Annotated in this window: 21 protein-coding genes and 1 pseudogene; 6 read left to right on the top strand and 16 right to left on the bottom strand. The window is 57.3% G+C overall.

Annotation, left to right across the window (positions count from 1 at the left end):
• Nucleotides 1-439, top strand: a 439-nt coding sequence (locus ACTH3D_RS08280; RefSeq protein ID WP_441666591.1) for a GspE/PulE family protein, incomplete at its 5' end; no start/stop codon positions are given.
• A 94-nt stretch (nt 440-533) separates the two neighbouring features.
• Complete coding sequence (locus ACTH3D_RS08275; protein ID WP_441666590.1) at nt 534-1,760, top strand: type II secretion system F family protein; 1,227 nt, start codon at nt 534-536, stop codon at nt 1,758-1,760.
• A 28-nt stretch (nt 1,761-1,788) separates the two neighbouring features.
• Here ACTH3D_RS08275 and ACTH3D_RS08270 read toward each other — a convergent pair whose 3' ends face one another.
• Nucleotides 1,789-2,454 (bottom strand): TetR/AcrR family transcriptional regulator, encoded by a 666-nt coding sequence (locus ACTH3D_RS08270; protein WP_441666589.1) that lies wholly within the window; start codon nt 2,452-2,454, stop codon nt 1,789-1,791.
• 175 nt (nt 2,455-2,629) lie between these two features.
• Between ACTH3D_RS08270 and lexA the strand changes: the two genes are divergently transcribed.
• Together lexA and dinB are read left to right on the top strand one after the other, a co-directional pair.
• Nucleotides 2,630-3,295, top strand: coding sequence for a transcriptional repressor LexA (lexA, locus tag ACTH3D_RS08265; RefSeq protein ID WP_441666588.1), 666 nt, complete (start codon nt 2,630-2,632; stop codon nt 3,293-3,295).
• 18 nt (nt 3,296-3,313) lie between these two features.
• Nucleotides 3,314-4,399 carry a DNA polymerase IV gene (dinB, locus tag ACTH3D_RS08260; RefSeq protein ID WP_441666587.1) on the top strand — a complete coding sequence of 362 codons (1,086 nt, stop codon included), beginning with the start codon at nt 3,314-3,316 and terminating at the stop codon, nt 4,397-4,399.
• A gap of 161 nt (nt 4,400-4,560) precedes the next feature.
• Here the strand turns inward: dinB and ACTH3D_RS08255 are convergent, their stop codons facing one another.
• Nucleotides 4,561-5,232 (bottom strand): energy-coupling factor ABC transporter permease, encoded by a 672-nt coding sequence (locus ACTH3D_RS08255; protein ID WP_441666586.1) that lies wholly within the window; start codon nt 5,230-5,232, stop codon nt 4,561-4,563.
• 31 nt (nt 5,233-5,263) lie between these two features.
• Entirely contained in the window at nt 5,264-6,118 is an 855-nt protein-coding gene (purU, locus tag ACTH3D_RS08250; RefSeq protein WP_441666585.1) for a formyltetrahydrofolate deformylase, read from the bottom strand.
• 288 nt (nt 6,119-6,406) lie between these two features.
• Here purU and ACTH3D_RS08245 point away from each other — a divergent pair, with 288 nt between their 5' ends.
• On the top strand, nt 6,407-7,993 hold the full coding sequence (locus ACTH3D_RS08245) for a ribonuclease J (RefSeq protein ID WP_441666593.1): 1,587 nt from the start codon (nt 6,407-6,409) through the stop codon (nt 7,991-7,993).
• Nucleotides 7,994-8,093: 100 nt separating this feature from the next.
• Here the strand turns inward: ACTH3D_RS08245 and ACTH3D_RS08240 are convergent, their stop codons facing one another.
• The 7 genes and pseudogenes from ACTH3D_RS08240 to mobA all read right to left on the bottom strand — a co-directional run.
• Nucleotides 8,094-8,381, bottom strand: a complete 288-nt coding sequence (locus tag ACTH3D_RS08240) for an H-NS family histone-like protein (RefSeq protein ID WP_441666584.1) — start codon at nt 8,379-8,381, stop codon at nt 8,094-8,096.
• Between the two features lie 177 nt (nt 8,382-8,558).
• Nucleotides 8,559-9,551 carry a GTP 3',8-cyclase MoaA gene (gene moaA, locus ACTH3D_RS08235; RefSeq protein WP_441666583.1) on the bottom strand — a complete coding sequence of 331 codons (993 nt, stop codon included), beginning with the start codon at nt 9,549-9,551 and terminating at the stop codon, nt 8,559-8,561.
• Complete coding sequence (moaE, locus tag ACTH3D_RS08230) at nt 9,544-10,017, bottom strand: molybdopterin synthase catalytic subunit MoaE (protein WP_441666582.1); 474 nt, start codon at nt 10,015-10,017, stop codon at nt 9,544-9,546. The genes moaA and moaE overlap by 8 nt, the downstream gene beginning before the upstream one ends.
• Before the next feature lie 2 nt (nt 10,018-10,019).
• Nucleotides 10,020-10,832, bottom strand: coding sequence for a cyclic pyranopterin monophosphate synthase MoaC (moaC, locus tag ACTH3D_RS08225; RefSeq protein ID WP_441666581.1), 813 nt, complete (start codon nt 10,830-10,832; stop codon nt 10,020-10,022).
• A 10-nt stretch (nt 10,833-10,842) separates the two neighbouring features.
• On the bottom strand, nt 10,843-12,150 hold the full coding sequence (moeA, locus tag ACTH3D_RS08220; protein WP_441666580.1) for a molybdopterin molybdotransferase MoeA: 1,308 nt from the start codon (nt 12,148-12,150) through the stop codon (nt 10,843-10,845).
• The gene (mobB, locus tag ACTH3D_RS08215; RefSeq protein WP_441666592.1) at nt 12,147-12,758 is read right to left on the bottom strand and encodes a molybdopterin-guanine dinucleotide biosynthesis protein B; all 612 of its coding nucleotides are present in this window, start codon (nt 12,756-12,758) and stop codon (nt 12,147-12,149) included. The genes moeA and mobB overlap by 4 nt, the downstream gene beginning before the upstream one ends.
• An 87-nt stretch (nt 12,759-12,845) precedes the next feature.
• A pseudogene (gene mobA, locus ACTH3D_RS08210) lies at nt 12,846-13,427 on the bottom strand (molybdenum cofactor guanylyltransferase MobA); the annotation flags it as partial.
• A gap of 174 nt (nt 13,428-13,601) precedes the next feature.
• Here mobA and ACTH3D_RS08205 point away from each other — a divergent pair.
• Nucleotides 13,602-14,207 (top strand): cupin domain-containing protein, encoded by a 606-nt coding sequence (locus tag ACTH3D_RS08205; protein WP_441666579.1) that lies wholly within the window; start codon nt 13,602-13,604, stop codon nt 14,205-14,207.
• Between the two features lie 138 nt (nt 14,208-14,345).
• Here ACTH3D_RS08205 and ACTH3D_RS08200 read toward each other — a convergent pair whose 3' ends face one another.
• From ACTH3D_RS08200 to ACTH3D_RS08175, 6 genes are all read right to left on the bottom strand, one after another.
• Nucleotides 14,346-15,587, bottom strand: coding sequence for a uracil-xanthine permease family protein (locus ACTH3D_RS08200; protein ID WP_441666578.1), 1,242 nt, complete (start codon nt 15,585-15,587; stop codon nt 14,346-14,348).
• 64 nt (nt 15,588-15,651) lie between these two features.
• A complete protein-coding gene (gene upp, locus ACTH3D_RS08195; RefSeq protein ID WP_441666577.1) occupies nt 15,652-16,281 on the bottom strand; it encodes a uracil phosphoribosyltransferase in 630 nt (209 codons plus the stop codon).
• 177 nt (nt 16,282-16,458) lie between these two features.
• Nucleotides 16,459-17,142 (bottom strand): uracil-DNA glycosylase, encoded by a 684-nt coding sequence (gene ung / locus ACTH3D_RS08190; protein WP_441666576.1) that lies wholly within the window; start codon nt 17,140-17,142, stop codon nt 16,459-16,461.
• Nucleotides 17,143-17,145: 3 nt separating this feature from the next.
• Entirely contained in the window at nt 17,146-17,625 is a 480-nt protein-coding gene (gene gpt, locus ACTH3D_RS08185) for a xanthine phosphoribosyltransferase (RefSeq protein WP_441666575.1), read from the bottom strand.
• 7 nt (nt 17,626-17,632) lie between these two features.
• Entirely contained in the window at nt 17,633-18,178 is a 546-nt protein-coding gene (locus ACTH3D_RS08180; RefSeq protein ID WP_441666574.1) for an adenine phosphoribosyltransferase, read from the bottom strand.
• Between the two features lie 35 nt (nt 18,179-18,213).
• The coding region (locus tag ACTH3D_RS08175) for a solute carrier family 23 protein (RefSeq protein ID WP_441666573.1) at nt 18,214-18,669 on the bottom strand (456 nt) is incomplete at its 5' end.

The raw sequence follows: 18,669 nt of genomic DNA, 5'->3' as shown, positions 1-18,669 counted from the left end.
CAACTCAGCGGCTGAAACCATCGGTCGGCTTTCTGACATGGGCGTGGCGGCATTCAATATCGCAAGCGCAGTCAAGCTAATCATCGCTCAACGCCTAGCACGTCGGCTTTGCAACAAATGCAAACGTCCTGCCCGGATTCCCGCTCAGGCGTTGATTAACCTTGGCTTCAACGCTGCAGAAACAAGTAGCGCCACCCTGTTCGAAGCCGTGGGTTGCCAGCACTGCACCCTAGGTTATAAAGGCCGAGTGGGTATTTATGAGGTGCTTCCTATTAATGATGACCTGAGCCAGCTGATCATGGCCGGTGCTAGCGCCAAAGAAATAGACCAGACTGCACGACGCCATGAATACCCCGACCTGAGTCGAAGTGCGCTGGAAAAAGTTCTGCTCGGCGAAACCAGCCTGGCTGAGGTCAACCGCGTGATCACCCATTTGTAGAAACGAAAACGCGGGGGGCTATGTTCTTGCTAGAAGCTGCCTTGGCTGTAACGGTGTCGTGGCAGCCAGGCCAAATAACACAGGGAGTGTGACGATGGCGACTTCACTCAACACTAAACACAAGGCCAAACTCTATCGCTGGCGCTGGTCAGGCAAGAGTGTCAAGGGACGTAAGGTTCAGGGAGAGCTTATCGCTGGTAGCAAGGCGGAGGCAGAAAAGGCGCTGATAAACCAGAAAGTTATTTTTCCTCGGTTAACGCGCAAGCGTTTCACTAGAGGCATGGGTAGGGTGACGCCTCGGGATATCATGCTATTTTCACGGCAGATGGCGACGCTGATTCGCGCCGGCATTCCCATCCTTCAGGCATTTCAAGTGGTAGCAGAGACCCAGAAAAAGCCGGTGATGAACAAGTTGGTGCACGACCTGATGCACGAGGTGTCGGCCGGGGCGAGCTTTGCTGAGGCGCTCAGTCGCTATCCGAAACATTTCGATCAACTGTTCTGCAACCTGGTAGAAGCCGGGGAGCAGTCTGGTTCGCTGGATGTCATGCTTGAACGGGTCGCCAGCTATAAAGAGTCACACGAGCTTATCAAGCGTAAAGTCAGAAAAGCGATGGTTTATCCCATTGCGGTCATCGCAGTTGGCGTCGGCGTGACTGCCCTGCTGCTGATCAAGGTGGTACCGCAGTTCGAAGCACTTTTCAGCGGCTTTGGTGCAGAGCTACCGGCCATGACCCGCTTGACGATCATGCTGTCTGAGTCCGCTCAGGCTTGGTGGGAGTGGTTCGCTGCAGGGCTGCTTACCACGACTGCTGTATTCATACAGGGCATGCGTCGCTCGGCCAGCTTTGCTTTTCGGGTACACCGGATTGCACTGAAGCTGCCGGTGCTTGGCAGCATACTCAACAAATCAGCTGTGGCACGTTACGCGCGTACGCTCGCCACCACCTTTGGTGCCGGTGTACCACTGGTTGAGGCGCTCACCACCGCCGCTGGTACGACAGGAAACCGCGTGTATGATAAAGCCGTGACCAATGCACGCGATGACGTTTCAGGCGGGCTGCAACTGCATGTTGCTATGCGTCTAAGCGGGCAGTTCCCGCCGCTTGCGATACAGATGGTGGGCATTGGTGAAGAAGCCGGCGCGCTGGACGCCATGCTTGATCGCATCGCGGAATACTATGAGGAAGAGGTCAACACCCTGGTCGATAATCTCACCACCCTGCTGGAGCCCTTCATTCTCGTATTGCTTGGCGCCATGGTGGGTTTTCTGGTGATTTCCATGTATTTGCCGATTTTCGAACTGGGCAGTGCGATATAGCCGCCGGTCAGCTGACTGCGCTCAAGGATCAGCAGGCCGAGTCGGGCATCGGCGGTGCCAGTGGCGCATTCATGGCCTGAACCACTACTGGCTGAAGACGGCGCACCAGCTCACGCACCGAAACACGTTCTCCATAGTCTTTTTCGGCAATGTCTCTAAGCGCTTCCAGCCCCGACAAGGTGAAAATCACTGAGCCGAGCATGAAGTGTAGCCGCCAGAAGCGTTCCGTTTCCGGCAGGTCTGGCGTGGCTCGTCGCAGCAACTCAGTAAAGCGCGTAAAAACATCACCGTATTGTTCCTGCAGATAACTGCGTAAGTGCCCCTGCGCCTGGCTATAGGCTAGCCCCAGCAGGCGCATAAACACCCTGAGACTATTACGCTCGGCAGGTATTTCAAGCACGGTGCGGGTCAGGGTTTCCAGCAGCACCTCCAGCGGCACCCCATCACTGGTATTACGGTATTTTTCATCCAGCGCATCCAGCGCCACGTGAAAATGCACGGCGAAGGGATCAAGGTAGCGGGCAAACACGGCCTGAATCAGCGACTTCTTTGAGCCAAAGTGATAGTTGACGGCAGCAAGGTTGACCTTGGCCTTGCTGGTAATGGTGCGTAGCGAAGTTTCAGCGAACCCACGCTCAGCAAACAGCACCTCCGCAGTATCCAAAATGCGGGTAACGGTATCGGGCTGGGCCATGTCACGGTTTCCGAAGGTGAACTACGAGATCAATAAGCGTTTGTTTAATACGCCGAAGTGTAAGGCAGATAGCAACGCAGCTCAATGCGCTATGATTCTGGGCAACACCTTACTGGATGCATTGCCATACTGTACACTTGAACAACTATCCTGACATCACCTACCTGGAGGTCGCATGTCCCGCCCCCTTACATCGCGCCAACAAAACGTCTACGACTTCATTATCAAAACCATGAATGACATGGGCTATCCTCCAACCCGGGCTGAAATATCACGCGCCCTAGGGTTTCGCTCACCTAACGCGGCCGAGGAACACCTGCGGGCTCTGGAGCGTAAAGGCGCTATTCGTATGATCCGCGGCACTTCTCGCGGAATACGCCTGCCCAGTAAGGAAAACATCCCGGCAGACAGCACCGGTGGTGAAGATACTCCCGCTGGGCAGGCCGAGTTACCGATCATCGGTGAAGTCGCCGCCGGTAGCCCGATACTAGCCACCGAGCACATCGATCGCTACTGCCCACTGCCCCCAGAATTCTTCACTCCGCGCGCCGATTATCTGCTACGGGTACGCGGACTGTCGATGAAAGACATCGGCATTCTGGAAGGCGATCTGCTGGCGGTGCATCGTACTGAGCGCATCCGTGATGGCCAGATCGTAGTGGCCCGGTTGGAAGACAACGTTACCGTCAAGCGTTTCGAACGCAATGGCCACATGGTGACACTGCATGCAGAAAACGCAGAGTTCGAGCCAATCAGCGTCGATCTGCGCCACCAGGAGCTGGAGATTGAGGGCATTGGCGTTGGCGTGATTCGTGGCGGCGATGGCCGGGCACTCAACTGATTCAAATCGCTAACAGGTATGACTGACACCACACGAACATCAGCGTCAGAGCCGGGCGTTCGCAAGATACTGCATGCCGACTGCGACTGCTTTTATGCCGCGGTAGAAATGCGCGATAATCCGGCACTGCGTGATATACCACTGGCCATTGGCGGAGCCAGCGAGCGCCGCGGCGTCATTGCAACTTGCAACTACCCTGCCCGAGCCTATGGTGTGCGCTCAGCCATGCCTACCGCTCGAGCCATGAGGCTGTGCCCATCTTTGACGCTGATGCCGGGTAATTTTGACAAATATCGTGCCGTTTCCCGAACCATCCAGGAAATTTTTTACGAGCTTACCCCCATCGTTGAGCCTCTCTCACTCGACGAAGCCTATTTAGACGTGTCAACGGTCACAGCTTTTCAGGGCAGCGCGACCTATATGGCCCAGTGGCTCAAGCAGCAATGCCTTGAGCGCACCGGCATCACGCTTTCAGTTGGCGTGGCCCCCTCACGCTTCCTGGCCAAGATCGCCAGCGACTGGGAAAAACCCGATGGTCTGACCGTTATCACTCCTGAGCAGGTCGGGAGTTTTATCGACACCCTGCCAGTCAGCAAGCTTCATGGCGTTGGCCCCGCAACTGAGGCAAAACTTCAGCGTCTAAATATTCACACCTGTACCGATCTGCGCCAGCTTCCATTGCAACCGCTGGTGGAGAACTTCGGAAAATTCGGTTTGCGCCTCTATCAACTGGCCCGGGGAATTGATGACCGGCCAGTCAATGTCGAGAGAAACAGAAAATCGATCAGTGTTGAAACCACCTTCGCCCAGGACCTCCCGACACTGGACGCCGCCCGTCAGGCACTTCTGCCATTAACCGAAAAGCTCGAACAGCGCCTGGAACGTCACGGCAACCCCGCCACCATCGCCCGTTTCGTCAAGGTTCGCTTCGATGACTTCAGCCTCACCACCATGGAAGAGCGCGGCCACGATACCAGCCGACAACGCCTGCTCGAGCTACTCGCCAACGCTTGGCAACGCAAACGCCGCCCTGTGCGGCTGCTTGGCGTCGGTGTAAGAATCAATCCCGACAACGACAGCCCACAGTTGAAACTTCATCTGTGAAGTATCGACAAAAAGTCTGGAAACCCCAGGCGCCTGACGGCGCCATCGCAGCCTAAAGGCAGCTCCTACCGTGTCTTTTACAACAGCGGTATGCATGGGCGCCCAACGTCGGCTCCTACTGTTTCTTTAAAAACAATGGCATACATCTATTTTCTCAGGTGTTATTTGGTATCGATGTAGCGATGCTGACTGAAGGTGGCCACCCATTCTGGGTGGTAGACCACCAGAATACTCAGCAACATGCCAGTAATGAAAGCTTCTGATGGCATCAGCAGTGGCAAGAAGCGTGCATATTCAATAGCGTTTCGTACAACCTCCGGGTCAGAGGCACCAATCAGCACCAGTCCCACCGCGATAAGGCCTGCAAACAGCGACGATAAGGCTGAGCCAAAAAAACCACACACAAAAATAAACACCATCAGGTGATCCGCTAGGTATCGATCCACCAGGCGCCAGACAGTACTGATCGTCAGCGCCGGTATCACGCCGGTCACAACGATGTTGAGGCCAACCAGACTCCAGTCACAACGACCAATCGCCGCCATGGCCAGGTTGATCAGGGTGACGGCTATCAATGCCAGCGGCGCCTTGAACATCAGCGTCAGTAGCGCTGTAAACATCAGATGCAATGTCAGCCAGTCCACTGCCTGGGCGCGTAACTGCCACATCAGCATGACGATGACGGTCGTCGCAAGCCAGCGGTGCTGGAGACTGCTGTCGTCCAGCAGGGCTCGCCATGGGCGGCGACTCAGCGCCAATCCCAGAAACCCTGCGGATACAGCGAAGCTCAGCCACAACAGCCACGGCGCCAGCACGGGTTCAGAAAACGTCATGGGATTCTCCGTTGGCCGTGTCGGCTGATGGCTAGGCGAAGACCACTGTCTTGTTGCCATGCACGATCACACGGTCTTCAAGATGCCAGCGCAGGCCCCTGGCCAGCACGGCCTTCTCCACATCGCGACCAAAGCGCACCAGATCCTGAGGCGCGTGGCAGTGGCTGACACGGTGGATATCCTGCTCGATAATCGGGCCAGCATCGAGTGCTTCAGTGACATAGTGGCAAGTGGCCCCGATCAGTTTTACACCGCGCTGGTAGGCTTGGTGATACGGCCGGGCACCGGCAAAAGACGGTAGAAAACTGTGATGAATATTGATAACACGCCCAGAATATCGCTCGCACAAATCCGGCGGCAAGATCTGCATGTAGCGGGCCAGCACAACACAGTCCGCGCGCAGCTCATCAACCAGCCGCTGCACCTCGGCAAAGGCCGGGGCTTTATTCTCAGGCTCTACCGGCACGTGGAAATAGGGGATACCGTGCCACTCAGTGACTGAACGCATCTCGTCATGGTTCGACACCACGCCGACAATATCGCAGTCCAGCTCACCCGATCGCCAGCGGTACAACAAATCGGCCAGGCAATGGCTTTCTTTACTGACCATCAGCACAACTCGCTGCCTGACGCGTGAGTCAGAGAGCTTCCAGTCCATATTGAAGGACTCGGCAATAGACTCAAACGCTGCACTCAGCTGTTCACCAGTGACACTCAGAGAGTCGGCGCTGATTTCATAGCGCATGAAGAAGCGTCCAGCATCCAGATCAGAGTGCTGGCTGGCCTCGGTAATGGAGCCGCCCTGATCGGCGATAAACCCTGAAACACGCGCAACGATTCCGACATTGTCGGGGCATGAAACAACCAGACGATAATAATGTGACATCGAAAGCTTCTGTAAAAATTCGTGGTATGAAAAAGATGAAGGCTAAGCACAAACTGCCCTCTCTGCAGGTGGTGCATTATAGCTAATAACGCCAGCGCCTTGGGGAGAATTCACCGCTGCGCGTCCTTTGATCCTCAACTCGGACTGAGACGGCCCAGGCTGATATAGTACTCTGCAAACCCTTTTTGGATACGACCCACGCTCATGTCACAACCACGCGTTCAGATTCGCCCCCGCCGTCGCTCACCGCTGCACTTTCTGCCGCTAGGTGGGTCAGGCGAGATCGGCATGAACCTGAACCTGTACGGGTATGACGGCCACTGGATTGCACTGGATTGCGGCATGATGATCCGCCAAGACCTGCCCGACAGCCCGTTGCAGGTTCCCGACTTGGCCACTCTGGATGCGCTGGGCATCCGCCCTGCTGCTTTGATTATCACCCACGGTCATGAAGACCACATCGGTGCTGCCGCCTGGCTGTGGCCGAAATGGGGCTGTCCGATTCACGCCACACCGCTGGCAGCAGGGCTGCTACGCGCCAAGTTCGCCGAGCGCGGTCTAGCCCAGCACGCCATCCAGGTTATTGAACCAGGAGAAGCGCTGGACATTGATCCCTTTGCCCTGCGCTACCTGCCGATGACGCACTCAATTCCCGAGAGCTGTGCCTTGTTGCTAACAACAGGCAGTTATCGGGTGCTGCACACCGGCGACTGGAAACTCGACCCGGAGCCCCTGCTTGGGCCTGCAGTAGATCCACAGCTGTATCAGGCACTGGCACCGGTTGATCTGGTCGTCGGCGATTCGACCAATGCGCTACAGCCAGGTCACTCACGCAGCGAAGGCGTTGTGGCACAGGCGCTGATGCCTGCTATCGCCAGCTGCAAGGGGCGCGTGATTGTCAGCTGCTTTGCCAGCAACCTGGCACGTGTACTCGCCATCAGCCGTGCGGCTGAAAAATGTGGGCGGCGTATCAGCCTCATGGGACGCTCTATGGAGCGTATGGTCAGCGTGGCTCGCGGCCTTGGCTATCTGGAGGATATGCCACCGCTGGTGCCAACGCGCGATCTTGGTTACCTACCACCTGAAGAAGTGCTGGTGATCGCCACTGGTAGCCAGGGTGAGCCCAGGGCAGCATTATCACGCCTGGCCCAGGGCCGCCACCCGCACATGGAGCTTGCCAGCGGCGACACCGTAATTTTCTCTTCCCGGGCCATTCCCGGTAACGAGCGCTTAATCGAGCGCGTCAAACGCGGGCTAACTAGCCTCGGCGTTAGTCTGATGGATGATATCCAACACCCCGAGCTGCATGCCTCCGGTCACCCAGCCCAGGAAGAGCTCTCCACACTTTATGGCTGGATACGCCCCAGGCGACTGGTTCCCGTGCACGGTGAGCTGCGCCATCAGCAAGCGCATCAGCAACTGGCTAAAGAAATGGGTATCGAAGTTCCGCTTATCCCCCGCAATGGCGACCTGATTCGTCTCGACCACGAGGGGCTGCACCTGGAAGCGCGCTATCCACAAACACCGCGAATCATACGCCAGGATGAAGTCGCCGCCCTTCCTGGGCTTGAGGGTGAGGGCGCACATCGTCACGGCGAGTTGTTCGTGGCGCTGACCATCACGGCAAGTGGCGACGGCTGGACACGCATCGGCCAGTTACTGATTGACGGCAACCTGGCTTCACCTTTAGATGAAACCGCCTTCGCCGACTGGGTTGATATGTGCCTGAATGATATCCATACCGACACCCTGGCCGAACTTCGCCATGCCCTTAAGCCACGTCTGCTGCACTGGCTTAATCAACATCTGCGCCGCATGCCCAATGTTCACCTGCAACTACTTGCAGCTGAGATGGAAAGTCACCTCAATCACTGACTGGACTCTGAACTGGTAATCTCAGGCGCCTAACGGCGCCATCGCAGCCGAAAAACAGCTACAGCTGACCTAAATGCATAGGTTTGTTGTATTTCGCAACTTACAGACTTTTATTCTTGGGTGGGCGGCCGCGTTTGCGGCGGGGCTCTTGCGGCACGAGGTCCTCAACAGACAGACCAGCTTCTTCAAGCTGATCGCGAATTTCTTCAAGCTTACGGGCCTTTTCGCTGTGCTCAGCCTGACGAAGACGCTCGTCTTCGTGCTTTTGCTCAATGACCTCGCCGATAACGTCAACCAGTTTGGTCAGCTGTTCAATGCTGAGCTGCCGTGCCGCCGCGCGAGCAACATTCTTGTTGCGGGCAATGCGTTCCAAGGCTTCACTAGACATCACCATTTCTCCAGTTACAGGTAACTCTTCAATAGTTACTTTACCGATGATTACTTGTCTGAAGATATATGCTGTTTAATGAGCTGGCAAGGAAAACATACAGGACGATAAGACGGATTTATCCTGCAATATGCCAAGAGTAGCTGTGTACTCTGGTGACGAGGATAAAACGGGGTACTAGCCCCCGGTCATGTTCATGAAGCGCACTACCTGAACATCGCCATCAGTCGTGAAATGGTGACGCTCTGGTTTGAGTGGCATGGCGTCAATAATGGCCTGCTTGAGGCGCTCGATATTGCCAGGATAACTGCGCAGCACGGCACGCAGATCAACGGAGTGCTCATTACCCAGACACAGTAACAAGCGCCCTTCCACGGTGACTCTGACGCGATTGCAGGTATCACAGAAGTTATGACTGTGTGGTGAAATAAAGCCGATGCGTGTCGGGCTATCATCCAGTGCAAAATAGCGTGATGGCCCCGGAGTGGTCTCAACGCTGGCAGTCAACCGATAGCGTGATTCAATGCGCTCTTTGACATCATCGCTTGAGAAATACGTTTCACCACGGCAATGGTCACTAACGTCACCCAGCGGCATTTCTTCAATAAAGCTGATGTCGAGGCCTTCAGACATGGCAAACTCGACCAACGGCAATACTTCGTTATCGTTGCGTCCCTTGAGGATGACAGCATTGAGCTTGATACGCTCAAAGCCGGCCTCGCGAGCCGCACGAATACCGTCGATTACCTTATCGAGATTGCCGGTACGGGTTAGCCGCCGAAACAGATCAGCGTCCAACGAGTCGAGACTGATATTGAGCCGCTGAAGCCCACCGTCGCGTAGTGCGGGGGCAAGTTTGCGCAGGCTGGCCCCGTTAGTGGTCATGGCAAAATCAGTGAGTCCGGACAGTCGGCCAATGCTTGAGACCAGTTGAGCAATATCACGCCGTACCAATGGCTCACCGCCGGTCAAACGCAACTTTTTGACACCCAGCTCGGTAAAGGCTCGGGCAACTAGAGCGATTTCTTCAAGCGTAAGGACTTCGCTGCGCGGCAGAAATGTCATGTCCTCACTCATGCAATAGACACAGCGAAAATCACAACGGTCGGTCACCGACAGTCGAACATAATCGACGCGGCGGCCAAAGGTATCAATAAGCTGTTCAGTCATGAGCTGTCTCCCTAGCGCTGGGGGTCCAGCGGCTGGCGTCCTGCTGGTCCGAGTGGCGTTCGGCAACCCAATAATCGCCACTGGCGGTCTGCTCTTTTTTCCAAAACGGTGCTCGAGTCTTGAGATAATCCATCAAAAAGTCGCACGCCAGAAAGGCATCGCGACGATGGGCACTGGCCACCATCACCAACACGATAGGGTCACCGGGGGCGAGACGCCCGACCCGGTGAATAACCCGAACGGCCTGCAACGGCCAGCGCAGCTTCGCTTCGCTGACGATATCCTCCAGGGCCTTTTCAGTCATGCCCGGATAATGCTCAAGGGTCAGACCCTGCACATCGGGACGCTCGTTGAAATCACGCACTAGCCCAGTAAAGCTGACCACAGCACCAATGTCGTGCCGCTCTTTCAGCATGGCACGCTGCTCAGCGCCCGCATCAAAGGTCTCGTGCTGGACATGTATCATGCTTAGCCTCCGGTCACCGGCGGAAAGAAAGCGACTTCATCGTCATGGGTCAGTGGCGTGGCGTCGTTGGCTATACTCTGGTTTACAGCACACAGCAGGCGCTTGTCATCAAGCTCGTTGAAGCGTTCATCCTGAGCTTTGAGTGCTGACTTGAGCCCGGCCACATCCGCACTGGCCAGCTCATCAAATGGCACGACCAGCTCGCTTGTGCCGAGCCGTTCGCGCAGCTCGGCCAGACATTTGACCCGTACACTAGGCGCCCGTTGGCTGCCCAGCGTCAGTGCTACCCGCCCTGCCTCGGCGCTGGCAGCAACAATCGGTGTTGGCTGTTCGGCATAGGTATCAGCCCGGCTGTAGTCTCCTGAAACGCCACCGCTTTTGGTGTTGAGGTGGATGTCGCCGATCTGCATGTCCTTATCAACCGCCTTGCACATATCGTAGAGCGTCAGACAGGCTATCGACACGGCTGTCAGGGCTTCCATTTCCACGCCAGTTCTGCCGTTGAGACGGCAGGTTGCCGTCACACGTACGCAGGAGGCGGCGCTGTCGAGCTCAAAGTCGATGCTGACTTTTGACAACGGCAGGGCATGGCACAGCGGAATCAGTTCGTGGGTGCGCTTGGCGGCCTGAATGCCGGCAATGCGCGCAGTGGCCAGTACATCCCCCTTGGGCAACCCTTGTTCGGCCAACAACGCCAGCGTTTCAGGGCGCATGCGTATACACCCCGAAGCGCTGGCTTCGCGGCGGCTTTCAGGCTTGTCGGCCACATCGACCATGTGGGCTGCACCACGGGCATCAAGGTGGGTCAGGCTCATGTCAGGTACCTCATGAGTAACATCTTAGTAGTTGGATGGTAACCGGTGCACCGTGTTCAATCCGGTCGTGCTCAGGGCCAATCTCGATCAGGCAGTCGGCCATCGCCATGGATGACAGTATCCCCGAGCCTTGCGGACCCGCTTCGCGGACGCGCAATTGGCCTGTGTCATCACTGTAGTGGATGCCGCGCAAAAAGTCGGTGCGCCCCAGGCGGCTGGAAATTGTCTGATCACTCAGGGCCATGCGACGTACCGGTAGTCCCTGCTGCGCCGTCTGGCCCTCTAGCCGCGCCAGCAACGGTGCCGCGAATTGCAAGAATGTCACCATGGCGGCCACCGGATTACCGGGCAGACCAAGAAACACCGTCCCGCGCGGCCCCAGGCGCCCGCAGGCCAGCGGCTTGCCAGGCTTCAGAGCCAGTTGCCAAAAAACTACCTGACCCTCAGCGCGCAACGCACGCTGGGTCATATCGGCCTCTCCCGCCGACACACCGCCACTGGTCAATACCAGGTCGGCCTGCTCGGCAGCCTGGTAGAGCGCATCGCTGATGGTCTGCTGGCAGTCAGGAAGAATGCCCAGGTCCAGTACGTCGCCGCCATGCTCACGAACCAGTGCCATCAACGCATAGCGATTGGCATCATAAATGCCGGATTCACTCAGCGGGTGCCCCGGCATTGTCACTTCGTCGCCGGTTGAAAACACCGCTACCCGAGGGCGACGATAGACGTCAGCGTGACTCAAGCCCAACGAAGCCAGCAGCCCCAGATGCGCGGCATTGAGGCGCATCCCCACGCCCAGTACACGGTTACCTGCGGCAATATCTTCACCCGCCTGACGCACATTCTGGCCACGGCGCACACGTTGTGGCTGCTGAACATACACCTGGTCACCCTGCCACTGCAGACGCTCTTGCATGATGACGGTATCCACCGCCGGTGGCAGCGGCGCGCCAGTGGTAATCTTGATGCATTCACCACGGCCAGGGGCGGCCTGTAGCGGCTGCCCAGCCAACTGCTTGCCTACGCATAACCAGCCGTCACTGACGGCATCGGTATTGGCATCAACATCCGGCCAGGCCAGGGCAATACCGTCCATGGCCGCGTTGGTGTGCCTGGGTACCGCCATGGGCGAAATAATTGCAGCCGACAACACACGGCCATGAAGTTCCTCAAGCGCCACCTGCTCGGGTTCAAGCGGGCCATCAATTAACGACAGCAAGCGCTCGCGAGCTTCCTGTGGCGCCAACACGCCATCCGTCTCTGCAAAGCAAGAGTGGGCGCTGATATCCAGCGACGACGCAGATCGGCTCAGGCTCATGGCGTTGCCTCTGTCTCTGTCTCTGTCTCTGTCATTGTCTGCAAAAATACTGCCCAACGCGCCGGCCAGGCGGCAACCCACTCAGCCAGCGCATCAATGTCATTGAGATAGAGTCGCTCTACCTCAGCGGGCAGCTCCAGTGCAACATCACTGGCTACCGCTACCACCCAGCTGTCTGAGCCCGCAGCTAGCGGCTTGCCCAGCGCCGAACGATGCAGCTCAAGCTTAGGTAACGGCCAGCTCTTGAAGCCCTCCACCAGTATTAGGTCAGGCTGATGAGGCCGCACCATTGCCACAAGCGCTGGCAAATCCGCTTCTTCGCGATCCGGCGTTTCGATCATCATCGCGATGCGCGCGCTGGAAGCAATCAACATGGGCACCGCGCCTGCTTCACGCAGCCGGTGGCTATCCTTTCCGGGAGTGTCAATTTCAAAGTCGTGATGGGCATGCTTAATGACCGCCACCTTGAGGCCCTGCGCGCGAAGTTTGGGCAGCAACGCTTCAAGCAGTGTCGTTTTGCCGGTGCCACTCCAGGCTGCAATACCCAGCAGCGGTGGCATATCGGGCCAATCGAGGGTATCTGGCAAGGGGTGGGATACTTGATTCATCGTGTGCTTGACTCCCGTAGTCATTGGCTCCTCATACCAGCGTGTTGCGTTGAGATGCGCTTCGATACGGCAACGGTCTGACTCGGTATTAAGATTGGCAAACGCCTCAGGGCAGTCAGAAAAGTCGACCGTCACACAGCGCTGACGCTGATACCAGTCGCGTACCTTATGCCCACCTGAGGCTAGATACTGGGCCAGATCACCCGCCAACCCTGTTCGCATCAGTGCAGTGACCGGGTGCAGATGCTCACCGTCATGGGCCACAGCAACATCGGCATCACCAATGGCTGATGCCAGCCGTGATAACAGTGAGCGCGGCAACAAAGGAGCATCACAGGGCACGACAGCAAGCCAGGGTGTGGTGGCGGCTTCAAGACCTGCCAGCAGGCCAGCTAAGGGCCCGGGATAGTCGGGTTCGGCGTCGCGAACCACTCTGACACCCAGCGCGTCATAATCCGCCAGATTACGATTGGCACTGACCAGCACCTCGCTGACCTGCCCGCTGAGCACCGCCATGGCGTAACTGACCAGAGGCTGCCCCTTGAGACTGACCAGACCCTTGTCCTGCCCACCCAGACGTTGCCCGCGACCACCTGCCAGCACGAGCCCCGTTACAGCTTGTGAAGCGCCTGGTATCGCCGCTGAACTGTCGTCTGAACGCTGCTGCATGAACGCTATACGCCTCTTTGAAACCTATCATTTTCGAGCGTTGTATTCTGGCATATATAATGCCTTATACGGACACCGCTGGCCATGGCAAGCCAGAGGATAGTTAACAGTTGAGAGTTATCGCAAAGCCTCTCAGGCGGTATGATGTGTCAACTATTTTCTACGGACAGGCCCATGAGTGAAGTATTCGATGTCGGCACCCAGTTACGCCTGCTTCGTCAGGAGCGCGATATATCGCAGCGCGAGCTGGCCAAGCGCGCCGGTGTGACCAACAGCAGCATTTCACTGATCGAACAAAACAGCGTCAGCCCATCGGTCAGCTCGCTGAAAAAGATTCTGGATGCGATGTCGGTATCCATCAGCGCTTTTTTTTCTGGTGGAGAGGACAACCATCCCAGCCCTTTCTACCGAGCCAGCCAGCTGACCGAGATTGGCGATGGCAAGCTGTCGTGGCGCCTGGTCGCTGCCGGCCGGCCCGACCGACGCATGTCAGTGCTTCACGAGCGCTATCCGCCGGGTGCCGATAGCGGGGCCGAGATGCTGGAGCATGACGGCGAGGAAGGTGGCGTAGTGGTTGCCGGTGAGATCGAAATCACCGTCAACGGTGAGGTCGCAACGCTTGGTGCCGGCGATGCCTACTACTTTGACTCACGGCTGCCCCACCGTTTTCGCAACACAAGCGACGTAGCAGCCGTTATCGTCAGCGCCAACACACCGCCGTCATTTTCTGATGGCGGCGCAGGGCTCCATCACGGACAGGCAATCAGCGATAAATCATAAAGCATCGCTGCCGCTACGCGGCACAAGCGTCGCTCCTACAGAAATCAATCAATATCGCTGTTGTAAAAGGCACGGTAGGAGCTGCCTTTAGGCTGCGATGGCGCCGCTAGGCGGCCCAGCAACTCTGCTGATTTCAGCTCAGTCTTCCTCGCCGCGGGGGAGTATGAAGTTGAGCGCGATGCCGACGACAGCTGCGAGGCCGACGCCTTGCAGGGTGAACTGGCCGCCGCCGACCTGCATGCCGCCGATGCCGAACACCAGAATCAGTGATACCACCACCAGGTTGCGCGGTGAGGTCAGCGGTTTTCCGGCACGCACCAGGGTGTTCATGCCCACCACAGCGATGGAACCGAACAGTAGTGTCATGATGCCCCCCATCACGGGGCCGGGGATGGTCTGTAGCAAGCTGCCCAGCTTACCGATAAAGGAGGCAAGGATGGCGATGACCGCGGTGATGACCATGATCCAGGGGTTGAAAGCACGCGTCAGCGTCACCGCTCCAGTGACTTCGGAGTACGTGGTATTGGGCGGCCCGCCAAACAGCGAGGCGGTACAGGTAGCCAGGCCGTCACCTAGCAGCGTGCGGTGCAGCCCCGGCGTTTCCAGATAGTTTTTACGGGTCACCGAGCCGATGGCCACCATGTCGCCGATATGCTCAACCGCTGGAGCAATGGCCACCGGAATCATGAACAGTACTGCTGCCCAGTTGAAACTGGGCGCAACAAAGTCCGGCAGCGCAAACCAGTCTGCTTGGTGGATCGACGAATAGTCCACTACACCCATCAGCATCGCCAGCACATAGCCGCTGACGATACCGCCCATGATCGGCACCAGCCGCAGCAGCCCGCGACCAAACACCGCCAACACCAGCGTCACCAGAAGGCTCGACATGGACAGCAGCATCGCCGGGCCCGTGGCGATATGCTCGCTGGTCTCACCTACTGCCATGCTTACCGCCGTGGGCGCCAGCGCCAGACCAATCACCATGATGACCGGTCCCACCACCACCGGTGGCAGCAGGCGATGCAGCAATACCGTGCCACGCAGGCGGATCAGCTGCGACAGCAGGATATAGACCACCCCCGCCGCCATCAGCGCCCCCATGGTGGCAGGAATACCAAAGTTGGTTACCGAGCTCTGGATTGGCGCAATAAAGGCAAACGACGAAGCGAGAAATACTGGCACGCTGACGCCGGTAACAGCATGAAAAACCAAGGTCCCAACACCGGCAGTAAAGAGTGCGACGTTGGGGTCAAGGCCGGTCAGCAGTGGCACCAGCACCAGGGCACCGAAGGCCACAAACAGCATCTGCGCGCCGGTTAGCAGCGTGTGCAGTGGTGATTCACCAGAGGCGCGCGCGGCGCCCATTTTCAGAGACATGGTTCAGCTCCAGGCTGGGTCAGGTAGTGTCACGCGCGGTGGCGTAGCGCAGTGCATTGTTCAGTTAACGCGTACCAAAAATCTTGTCGCCAGCGTCTCCCAAGCCAGGAACGATATAGCTATTTTCATCCAGACCTTCATCCACGGAGGCGGTATAGATCTCGATGTCGGGATAATGCTTCTGTACCAGCGCAATGCCTTCAGGGGCAGCCACCAGCACAATCACCTTCATCTGTGTACAGCCACTGTCACGCAGCATATCGAGGGTGGCAACCATGGAACCACCGGTGGCCAGCATCGGGTCGATAACGATAGCCAGACGCTCGGACAGATCCCCGGCAAGCTTCGAAAAGTAGGGTACCGGCTGCAGTGTCTGCTCATCGCGATACAAACCGACCACACTGATGCGCGCACTGGGCACCAGATCGGTAACACCATCCAGCATACCCAAGCCGGCACGCAAGATCGGCACCACGGTCACCTTCTTACCTTTGAGCTGCTGAACAGCAATCGGCTGACCGTTCCAGCCAGCAATGCTTTTATTTTCCAGCTGCAGGTCGCTGGTGGCTTCATAGGTCAGCAGCTTAGCCACTTCGCCAGCCAGTTCACGAAACGTTTTAGTGCTAATACCGGCCTTACGCATCAGTCCCAGCTTGTGCTGAACCAGTGGGTGCTGAATGGAGTGTACGCTCATGGAAAAACCTCGCGGAAGACAGGGCAATGGAAGGTCCTGAAAGACCACGGGTGCTGTCTAGCGACTGCCACCCGCACCTGGCGCGATATATTAACCGTATACTGCGTTGAGGTGTAGAACGAACATGTCGAGACATGAAACGCTAGCGCTGGAAGCCGGCAGAAACCTCGGGAACTTTCAGGGTGAGTCTGGCAACTGCCAGTCGATGGGTGTACGCCCGTGCTGCTCGAGAAAAGCGTTCGCCTGGGAGAAGTGATGATTTCCGAAGAAGCCACGATAGGCCGATAGCGGAGAAGGATGAGGAGACTCGAGAATCAGGTGGCGGCGGGTATCGACCAGTGCCTTCTTCTGCCGCGCAGGGCTGCCCCATAGCAGGAACACTGACGGTTTGGCTTCGGCGTTTACCGTGGCAATAGCCCGGTCGGTAAACGTCTCCCAGCCTTTGCCACGATGCGATGCCGCCTGCCCCTGCTCCACCGTCAAAGCGGTGTTGAGCAGTAACACGCCCTGACGTGCCCAACTTTCTAGGCAGCCATGATTCACTGGGCGAATGCCCAGATCGTCGTATAGCTCCTTGTAAATATTCACCAGCGATGGTGGAACACGCTGCCCTGGGCGTACCGAAAAACACAGCCCGTGGGCCTGGTTTGGCCCGTGATACGGGTCCTGGCCAAGAATCACCACCCTGACGTCATCCAGCGGCGTCAGCTCAAAAGCGCGAAACCAGTCGCTGGAGTGCGGATAAATCACCTTGCCAGCGGCTTTCTCACTGATCAGAAACTCACGCAACTGCTGCATGTACGGCGCCTGAAACTCAGCATCCAGATACGCCTGCCAGCTGGCAGGAAGTGGGCTGCCCATGGCTTAACGCCTGACCTGGTCGACCAGCGGCTCGACATAGGCCACGCCCATGTCCCACGGGAAACGGATCCAGCAGTCTTGGGCGACCTCGGTCAGATACTGGTCCACTAGTGGACGTCCGTCCGGCTTAGCATAAATGGTCACAAAATGTGCCTTGGGCATCATCTCACGCACTTTAAGAGCGGTCTTGCCGGTATCAACCAGATCATCGACCAGCAGCCAACCTTCACCGTCATGCCCGACACCCTTGAGCACTTCAAGACTGCTCTGATCCATGCGGTCGTAGCTCTTGATGCACACAGTATCGATCAGGCGAACGTTCAACTCCCGGGCAATCAGTGCGGCCGGAATCAGGCCACCGCGGGTAATCGCGACAATGCCCTTGAAGTCACGCTCCACCAATAGATGGCACAGCTCGCGAACATCACGCTGCAGTTGATCCCAGGAGACGATGAAATTCTGGTGATAGCGTTGACTGGTCATGGGTGAATTACTCGTCTTCGTTAAAAGAACACACCGCGAAGACATCATAGCCTGCTTCGCGAATGCGCTTGGAGCCACCGAGTTCCGGCAGATCTACAATGGTGGCAGTTTCTGCCACCAGGCCACCGCTGCGGGTGATCAGCTTAGCGGCAGCCAACATGGTGCCACCGGTGGCAATCAGATCATCCACGACCAAAATTCGGTCGCCCTCTTTGAAGGCATCGGAGTGCAACTCGACTTCAGACTCTCCGTACTCCAGCTTATAAGTTTCGCTGATGGTGCGAAACGGCAGCTTGCCCTTCTTACGCACCGGCACAAAGCTGCAATTAAGCTCGTAGGCCAGCGGAGCACCAACAATGAAGCCGCGCGCATCGATAGCGGCAATCGCATCAAGATTCATCTCCTGATAGCGATGCACGAAGCTGTCGATCAGCTTGCGAAACGCCAGGCTGTTTTGCAGCAGCGGGGTGATGTCGCGAAAATTCACGCCCGACTGCGGCCAGTCGGGCACGGTACGAATCACTGACTTGATGTAGTCACCGTAGATACTCATCGGGCTCTCGAGTCCTTTCAGGAACGATCAGAAGTTTAGTCAAACAGCAGAAACTTGGCCGCAAACAGCAGGGCCAGAATAACAACTGCCGGGTTGAGGTCACGAAAACGTCCGGACAACGCCTTGATCGCCACAAAGCTGATAAAGCCTAACGCGATACCTTCAGCAATCGAGAACGTCAGCGGCATGGCCAGCGCTGCAATCAGCACTGGTGCGGCTTCCGTGGGGTCATCCCAGTCGGCATGGGCCAGGCTGCCGGCCATCAGCACAGCGATATACAGCAGCGCCCCGGCGGTGGCGTAAACCGGTATCGAGCCGGCCAGCGGCGCAAAAAACAGGCTAAGCAGGAACAGCACAGCGACCACCACGGCAGTCAGGCCAGTGCGTCCGCCAGAGGCAATACCCGCTGTGGACTCAACGTAGCTGGTGGTGGTAGAGGTTCCCAGCACGGCACCAGCCATAGAGGCTGTACTGTCGGCCATCATGGCACG

Source organism: Halomonas sp. (genome assembly GCF_052095765.1).
In the GTDB taxonomy this organism is placed as follows: domain Bacteria; phylum Pseudomonadota; class Gammaproteobacteria; order Pseudomonadales; family Halomonadaceae; genus Halomonas.
The sequence above is the reverse complement of the archived record's forward strand: the minus strand, read 5'-3'. Positions and strand labels throughout refer to the sequence as shown.